Source organism: Ruminococcus difficilis (assembly GCF_016680995.1).
On the sequence record NZ_JAEQMG010000079.1, the window covers coordinates 1 to 8,069 of the forward strand.

At 45.5% G+C, this 8,069-nt stretch carries 10 protein-coding genes; 7 read left to right on the forward strand and 3 right to left on the reverse strand.

The genetic code is table 11. From position 1 onward, the window contains the following. A partial coding sequence (locus JKK62_RS08640; protein ID WP_201427570.1) for a hypothetical protein occupies positions 1-324 on the reverse strand: 324 nt, incomplete at its 3' end. Between the two features lie 312 nt (positions 325-636). On the opposite strand from JKK62_RS08640, the gene JKK62_RS08645 reads away from it, so the two are divergent. The 5 genes from JKK62_RS08645 to JKK62_RS08665 all read left to right on the forward strand — a co-directional run bounded on the left by JKK62_RS08645 (position 637) and on the right by JKK62_RS08665 (position 3,552). After that, entirely contained in the window at positions 637-1,014 is a 378-nt protein-coding gene (locus JKK62_RS08645) for a TnpV protein (protein ID WP_022445061.1), read from the forward strand. Between the two features lie 250 nt (positions 1,015-1,264). After that, positions 1,265-1,612, forward strand: coding sequence for a PadR family transcriptional regulator (locus JKK62_RS08650; RefSeq protein ID WP_177308292.1), 348 nt, complete (start codon positions 1,265-1,267; stop codon positions 1,610-1,612). After that, positions 1,599-2,894: a permease prefix domain 1-containing protein gene (locus JKK62_RS08655; protein ID WP_201427571.1), complete on the forward strand. Its 1,296-nt coding sequence runs from the start codon at positions 1,599-1,601 to the stop codon at positions 2,892-2,894. Before JKK62_RS08650 ends, JKK62_RS08655 begins: the two co-directional genes overlap by 14 nt. Beyond that, positions 2,891-3,361: an LptM family lipoprotein gene (locus JKK62_RS08660; RefSeq protein ID WP_022402730.1), complete on the forward strand. Its 471-nt coding sequence runs from the start codon at positions 2,891-2,893 to the stop codon at positions 3,359-3,361. The genes JKK62_RS08655 and JKK62_RS08660 overlap by 4 nt, the downstream gene beginning before the upstream one ends. A gap of 14 nt (positions 3,362-3,375) precedes the next feature. Continuing rightward, positions 3,376-3,552 carry a cysteine-rich KTR domain-containing protein gene (locus JKK62_RS08665; RefSeq protein ID WP_022445063.1) on the forward strand — a complete coding sequence of 59 codons (177 nt, stop codon included), beginning with the start codon at positions 3,376-3,378 and terminating at the stop codon, positions 3,550-3,552. A gap of 56 nt (positions 3,553-3,608) precedes the next feature. Here the strand turns inward: JKK62_RS08665 and JKK62_RS08670 are convergent, their stop codons facing one another. After that, on the reverse strand, positions 3,609-5,021 hold the full coding sequence (locus JKK62_RS08670; protein ID WP_177308294.1) for a MobA/MobL family protein: 1,413 nt from the start codon (positions 5,019-5,021) through the stop codon (positions 3,609-3,611). 228 nt (positions 5,022-5,249) lie between these two features. Next, positions 5,250-5,465 carry a helix-turn-helix domain-containing protein gene (locus JKK62_RS08675; protein ID WP_022445065.1) on the reverse strand — a complete coding sequence of 72 codons (216 nt, stop codon included), beginning with the start codon at positions 5,463-5,465 and terminating at the stop codon, positions 5,250-5,252. 173 nt (positions 5,466-5,638) lie between these two features. Between JKK62_RS08675 and JKK62_RS08680 the strand changes: the two genes are divergently transcribed. Continuing rightward, on the forward strand, positions 5,639-6,313 hold the full coding sequence (locus JKK62_RS08680) for a helix-turn-helix domain-containing protein (RefSeq protein WP_366503240.1): 675 nt from the start codon (positions 5,639-5,641) through the stop codon (positions 6,311-6,313). Positions 6,314-6,420: 107 nt separating this feature from the next. Further along, positions 6,421-7,719: a tyrosine-type recombinase/integrase gene (locus tag JKK62_RS08685; protein ID WP_201427572.1), complete on the forward strand. Its 1,299-nt coding sequence runs from the start codon at positions 6,421-6,423 to the stop codon at positions 7,717-7,719. Positions 7,720-8,069 lie beyond the last annotated feature (350 nt).

Consider the following 8,069-nt stretch of genomic DNA (forward strand, 5'->3'; position numbering starts at 1 on the left):
GAAAATATAGTTGTCACCTGTCAGCCTAATGTTTTGATTCTGCTTGAGCGCTTCGTTATATGCTAAGCTGTCCTTTTTCAACGCCTCAATGTTTATATAACCGTTTGATCTTGATGATGTTACTCCGTCTGACCGGCTATGCTCCCTTGTATCAGTATCATAATCCGTTTTGTATTTGTCTTTATTTTCAGGCTGTCTATTACTACCGCTATCCGTTTTTCCACTTTGGCTCTCTTGGAGTTGTTCGATAGACTGGTTAAAATCATTTATTTTGCTCTCCACTTGGACATAATGAGAATAGTACATTGTTAAAATTACTGCCATAATGATTACGCCGATAGACGTTATACCGATCACCAGCCACTTGCAAACCCGAATTTGAAAACCACGATTTCATAAGTGGTTACTGCCCCTCATAGGGCTTTAATAAAATCCTCCAAAACGCTTGAAAACAAAGGATTTATCGCAATGTGTCCGCCTTATCCCTTTATACGATTTCACTTGCGTTTATGCTTCCCTCGCCACCTCATAAGGGCAAAAATAAGGGAAGAAAAATCTGATAACAAGCTATAAAAACAAGTGGCAATCGGGAAACTGTGACATATGTGCGAATATATTATACTGGAGGATTTCAAGATGGACAAGTACATTTATGATGAAAACAACGGTCTTTGGTATGAACTGCAAGGCGAATACTATTTGCCGTGCCTTAGCTTGCCACCCGAAGAAGAAAAGCCTATCGGGATATGGGGACAGCGGCACAAACGCTACCTGAAAGAACATAGAAAAGCAACCTACACAACACTTCTGACCAGCGGTAAGCTCAACACTTATCTTTCCGGCATCAACGAACAGGCGCAGGAACGCTTTGAACGGCTCATAGATGGCATGAAGCAGGCACAGGGTATCACGGAACAATTAAAGGCGGAAAACGCCTTAGAATGGGTCAGGAGAATGAATAATATACGGGCTTGTGCGATGGAGATTGTGAATAAAGAAATCATCTTCGCATAGCAGACTGGCGGTAACGCAAAGCGAGGGGTAAAGGTGTAAATGCCTTACCCCTCGTATTTTATGACGAGAATATGGCTTAACACAAGGCATTTGTGGGTTAAAAGCGCTACAGTAGAGAGATTATGCTGAAAACATAGGGTTTGGCAATCCAAAAGCAAACTTTTTATGAATGTTGTCTGTTGCCTCTTGACTTATATCGGCAATCTATATATAATCGATATGTAGACTGTCGATACAAGGAGGGACATATATGGCAATTGATAAATCTCTGATTTCAGGGAATACAGATATGCTGATTTTGAAGCTGCTTGAAAAACAAGATATGTATGGGTATCAGATGATAGAAGAACTTGCGAAGCAATCCGACCATACTTTTGAATTGAAAGCAGGAACATTATATCCTCTGCTCCATCTCTTAGAGCAAAAGCAGTATCTTGTGTCCTATGACGGAGAAACTGTTGCGGGGAAAACAAGAAAATATTACAGGATTACAGATGAAGGGAAAAGATTTCTTGTGGTGCGGCTGTCTGAGTGGGAAAGCTACTCTGCCGCAGTCAATAAGGTTTTGTCGGGGGGTGTTTTGCTTGCAGGAATATAATTCTCCCGAAGAATATATCAAGGATGTTCAAAGATACATTCGTTGGAGCAGAGCAAAGGTTGTGGCAACAAGAGAGCTTTCTGACCACATAAACGACCAATACGATGCTTTGCGGGAAAACGGTCTGAATCAGAAAGAAGCAATGAGAAAAGCCATTGAAGAAATGGGCGATGCAGATGTAGTTGGGACAGAGCTTGATATTGTCCACCGCCCGAAAGTGAATTGGCTGTTGCTGCTCATAGCAGGCGTGTTGCTGCTGAGTGGTATTCTAATCTCTGCTATGCTAACCTCAATATCCCTGACCGTACCAAAGATAATCGGTATTGTGCTTGGAGTTTGTGTTGCTGCTTTTTTGTATTTTATTGATTACACTGTCTTAATTCGCTTTCCAAGAGCGTTATACGGACTGCTCTCACTGGCGGCAATCTTCGGGCTACTCTATGAATTATGGAACGGATTTGCACCGCTTGGATACGGTTTTCTGTTCTACCTGCTGCTATGCTATCCGATTGTTTTGGTCGGAATCCTGTTTTATGAAAAGAACAGTGAAAGCGAGACAAAAATCATACATTACTGGCTATATGCTATTTTTCCGCTGACTTTAGCGTTAATAAATCAAGCGTTTCCAGTTTTTGTGTTGCTGTTGGCTTGCGAGCTATTCATCTTTTGCTGCGGGTTAAAATTAAAATGGCTGAAATGGAATCGTGTTAATATCTTCGGTGTGGCTTGTATGCTGATTTTTCTTATTATCGGAGTGTACCTGTTAAGCCGCTTTTATCATCTTTTTCGCTTGCAGGAAAATACAGGATATTTACAACAGCTCGATTTCTTTTCGGTGTTTCGTGAAGCGGAGTTAATTGGAAAAAGCGGAATGCCTGTTGATGTGAAGGTAATGAGCTACTTCTATGACCACCCAATCACCCTGCTCCTGTACGAATACGGAAAATTTTCACTTATATTTTTGCTGTTTGTATTCGGGATATTGTTTGCTATCCTTTACAGGACTTCAAAAAAGCAGGATACAGAGGTTGGCAAACTTCTAACCAATACCGTGCTGTTGATTTATATTTTACGAATTGTTTTCACTGCCTTATCCGACATTGGGGTTCTTCCGAACTTCTTTATGTGCGTCCCCTTCGTTGTAACAGGAGGAATGTTCATTATTTACGATATGGCACTTGTTGGAATTATCCTATCAGTAAACCGCAATGAGAGCATTGCAAAGGATTGGATTAAATTAAAAAGCAAGCGTAACGCTGCTAAAAACGGAGGTCAACTATGAAAAAATTCTTATGTGCTATTCTATTCTTGACGATGGTAATCAGTCTCTCCGCCTGCGGCGGTAAAGGCGTTTCGACACTTGTGAAGCATTATGGTCAGGAAAAGGTCGATGAAATGGAAATCGAGTGTACCGATGAAACACAGCTAAAGGTCGCAAATGACCTCATAGCAGAAGCAAAGGATATTATGTCTTACTGCGGGTCAGGAGACGGTACGAATAAAGAGGACTGCGGTGCGTTAGAAAGATACTATTTCTTTGATGATAAGGCGGTTCGGGCAGATGTTTCGATAGAACTTGTAACCACCAAACAGGAAAATGGGAAGGGATATATCTGGGTGAAATATTCAGCCGATTATTACGATAAGGATGATACTCTCATTTCTGGTAACGGAGAAGCATATTCACGTTGGGATATTGAACAGTTAGATGGAAAATGGACGGTAACGTTAATTGACGAAATACCGTAAGGATTGGTGAGTGTATGCAGAAACAAGCCGAATGGATATTATGTCCTGTTTGTGGCAACAAAACCCGTGACAGAACAAGATATGATACGGTCTTGAAAAACTATCCTCTCTACTGCCCGAAGTGCAAGCAGGAAACGCTGATAGAAGCAGAGAACTTGAAAGTAACCGTTATAAAGAAACAGGAAAACTAATCTCTATATGTATGCCGCCGTGTATGGGTAAAACCATAGCGGCGGTTTTTCTTCGCCTATCGGCTGCCTCTGTCAAAGGATTTCTTTCGTGGCTTTTGCTGTCTGCCCTGCTCCTGCAACTGTCTGAGCCTGTTTCGGACGCTCTCCTTTTCGGGCGGTCTTGGCGGTCTGCTCTTTTGTTTCACCTGACGCTCCCATTCGGCAAGGTCACGGTTGTATTGTTCCACAACGGCTTCCGCCTCCCGATAGGTCGCCATGAATGCCTGCACATCGGGATAACCGTCCTCCCTGAGAATATCGGGGAGCTTATCCAGCCTGCGGTCAATTTCTTGCTCCGTCTGCTGTATCTGCTCGGTAAGGGCTTTGCGCTCCTTGCCCTTGAAAATCCCTGTTGTTTCTGCAAGCTGTGTTTTCAGCTTGGGCAGAATGTTGTCCTGCAAATTCCTAATCCCTCTTGCCTCATCCTGCACCCGTATCATTAGATTCCGCATGGTGCAGAACTCTGTCATATCAATATCCAGCGTGGGCTTCGGCGGTATCCCGTATTCACGGATAAGGTTTTGTAAAATGTCCTTCGCCTTGTTCACGATACGGCGGAACAGATTCGGCAGCCAGCCCTCGCTTTTAATGGATTGGCTAACCTTGTCGTGTATCTCGGTTTGTTTGATTTCCAGTATTTTAGCCTCCTCAATCCCCGATACAAGTGCCATGTCCGCTGTCCTGTTCCATTCCTGCCTTGTAGCGTTGTCGGCTGCAATCTCTTCGGCTTTGGGATTGTTCTTGCCTATTTTCTTTGTCGGCAGGTACACGCTGTTTTTGTCAAATACCTTCAGGTGCTGTTCAGGGTTTTCAATATGGAGATTGATAAGGTTTGTATAATCCTCTTTTACCTCCCGAAGAAAAGGCTCTCTCTTGAAGCGGTCATCCTTTACGGTGAACAGATGGCTTTCGTAAACCTCTCCCTTTTTGATAATGGTACAGCCTTTTCTTATCTGCCCGTCCTCACCTGTGATTTCCTTCTTGGTGCGTACCCGCTTGCCTGTTTCGTCAAAGAATACGCTTCTTGTGGCAATCTTCACATCAGGCTCAGGAAGCAGCTTCCTTTCGCTGAAAATCAGATGAATGTGGTAATTGGTCTTGCGCTTATTGTGGTGCAATGCCGACACACATTCCACGCCGTACCGCCTGCGGAACTCATCTGTAAAATCCTCAAGCACCTGCTGCGGCTCGTACTGCGTGTAAACTTCGGGCAGGGCGATAATCAGCTCCCTTGCCTCAATACATTTCCCCTCTGCGCCGCTGCGCTGGAACTCCTGCCGGCTCTCCCTTGCGAGATTATTCCAAAAGGCATTGTCGGCGGTGCGGTAAGTGGCGTACAGATTTTCCTGTCTTGCGTGGCTGGTGATATACGATATTCGTCCTTTGACATTAGGCAGCTTCGACATCTGTATGAAGCTGTGTCTTGCCATAATCCAACCTTTCTTTAAAATATACCGTTCTCATTTTGCAACCGTCTTGACGGTTGCTGCTGTTTCGGCGGCTTTGCTGACGGAACAGCGCCGTATCAAAAGCGGCAGGGATTTCCTGCAAGCGTTGATACGGTAGCTCCCCGCAGGGGCGAAATACCCTGAGTACAAATCGACAGATTTGTGCGAGGGGTGTATTTCGCTCTCAAACGCCGAGGGCTTTAAGAACGGTCAATCTACTCGGCGGACATCATTCTGATTGAGAAGATTTCTGCCTTGATTGACCGTCATAAAACGCTCCAGCGTGTCCCTTCGGATAATGGTCTTGCGCCCTACCTTTAAGACAGGCAGCTTGCCCCAGTCCACCAATTTCCGCATGGTGTTCCTGCCGATACCCGTACATTCGGCGGCTTCCTCGATGGTCATACCTATTTTAACTGCGTTCATTATCTCATCCTCCTTTTGAAATACTTGTTTTGCAACTGTACAATCCTAATTATACTTATTTTGCAATCTCGTGTCAACCTGTTTTGCAACTGTTTAGGAATTTTTTTTAATATTTATCCCGTTTCAGGGTTGCAATCTGCATTTTGATGTGCTATAATGATACTCGTCAGGAGGTGGAAACCTTGAAAAAAGAAATTGAATTCACCGCAAAACAAGTCGGTGAACGGGTAAAAGAGCGCCGAACAGAACTAAACCTTACCATGCCTGAGCTTGGAAAGCGTATCGGCGTAAACAAATCCACCATTCAGCGGTATGAAGCAGACGGCGTTGACCCGAAGCGTACTATGATTATCAACGGTCTTGCCGATGCGCTGCTTACCACTCCCGAATGGCTGACAGGGCTTTCCGAGGAAAAGGAATATGATGCCCGCACGCTCTGCCAAAAGGACATTGAGGAGCATATCAAAAAGTACCTTGATACGGTTTCCTCCACGGTCAGCGGAGAGCCGCACCAGCAGCTTCTTACCACCTTCCTCGGCAAGATGATTGACCTGTACTCGGTGCTGTGCCACTACTTTGCCAACGCTATGGCGGAGGTTGACCGTGTGGCGGAGGACGAGGGCTTGAAGCAGTCGATTATGCGGTATGCGATTGAGGTGGGCGCAATCGAAGAACGGGTCTACCGCAAAGAAATGGAAATACCTATCGAAGATATGAAGCGTTTTTTAGACGGAATTTTACATATCTACGATGAGGGACGCACCAAAGTATCTATGGGCGACCTCTTCGGGATAGTGACGGAAGCCGAAAACAGGCTTGCCGAAAAAGAAAATTCCGTGGCACCTTGACAAAAAAATATGCCGATTGAAACCAACCGGCAAAAGTGACATTCTTTACTTTACGCACACCATATGTCACAGTCCCGATTGCCACGGATAGAAAGGAGTTTTTATCTATGGCAAAAGGTTCTGTAAGAAAGAAAGGCAAAAAGTGGTACTACCGCTTCTATATCGAAGATGAAAGCGGCAATCTGGTACAGCGTGAATTCGTGGGAACAGAAAGCAAATCCGAAACGGAAGCCCTGCTCCGCAAGGCGATGGAGGACTACGAGGAAAAGAAATTCGTTGCAAAGTCTGAAAACGCCACGGTGGGAATGCTGCTGGATATGTGGGTGGAGGAAGAACTAAAGCCCGGCAGTCTCAGCAACGGTACGGTAATGGCATATCAGGGTACGGTAAACCGTATCAAGCAGCACCCTATCGGCAGCCGAAAGCTGAAAACCGTCACCGCCGACCATTTGCAGGCGTATATGGATTTTCTCAGCTTCGGCGGGACAAATCCCGACGGTACAACGGCAAAGGCACTTAGCAAAGGGTATCTGCGTTTGTTCTCGGCAGTCCTGCAAGGAGCGTTCCACTTTGCGGTATTCCCCAAACGGCTGATTACCTTCAACCCGATGCAGTATGTGGTATGGCGGGGCAAAAAAGAGGACTATGACCTGTTTTCGGACGAGGACGGCAATACCGATTCCACACCCACGCTCAGCCATGAGCAATATCTGAAGCTGGAGGAATTTCTGAAAAAGAAAGATAACCCCGCTTTACTGCCCATTCAGATTGCCTACTACACGGGGCTTCGCATCGGCGAAGTCTGCGGCTTGACTTGGCAGGATGTCAACCTTGACAAGCAGTACCTTACGGTGCGCCGCAGTATGCGCTACAACGGGGCAAGGCATAAAACCGAGATAGGAGCGACCAAACGGAAGAAAGTCCGTACCGTGGACTTCTGCGACACGCTGGCGGTGATCCTCAAAGCGGCGAAAACCGAACAGCACAAAAACCGCCTCCAGTATGGCGGGCTTTACCACCTCAACTACTACACCGAGGTGAAGGAAAAAGACCGTACTTACTACGAGGTTTACAGCCTGCCGAGGACAGATGAAATCCCAGAGGGGTACAAGGAAATATCCTTTGTCTGCCTCAGACCTGACGGCGCATACGAATCACCGAGTACGGTAGGGATTATGTGCAGGACGGCAAGCAGAAAGGTCGAGGGCTTGGAGGGCTTTCATTTCCACCAACTTCGTCACACATTCACGAGCAATCTGCTCTCAAACGGGGCAGCGCCGAAGGATGTGCAGGAGCTTCTCGGACATGCCGATGTCAGTACCACAATGAATATTTACGCTCACGCTACAAGGGAAGCGAAGCGTACTTCCGCAAGACTGCTGGATAAGGTGGTCGGCGGAGAGTAAAAAACTTTCCCTTGTTTCGGCTCGTAAGGGCAAAAACAAGGGAAAATACATAAGGTTGGAACACAAGATAGGCGAAATGCCTTGAAAATACAGCGTTTTCAGAGGGTTTAACAGATAAACTGGAATTTAGAGGAGAAATCGTGTTTTTCTGCTGTGCGTCCCCATATGACAAAGATGCTTTTAAGCAGATCAGAAGTCATAATATGAAGGATAAACTATCTGATATTCCGATTTTTATTGCCGTGGTGCATGGGATATGGATTCAATGTCGTTCAAGGACAAGACACTGTGTAAAATGCTGAGAAAAGCAGTAAGCAAAAAGGATCCTGCCGATTATGAAATATGGGAGA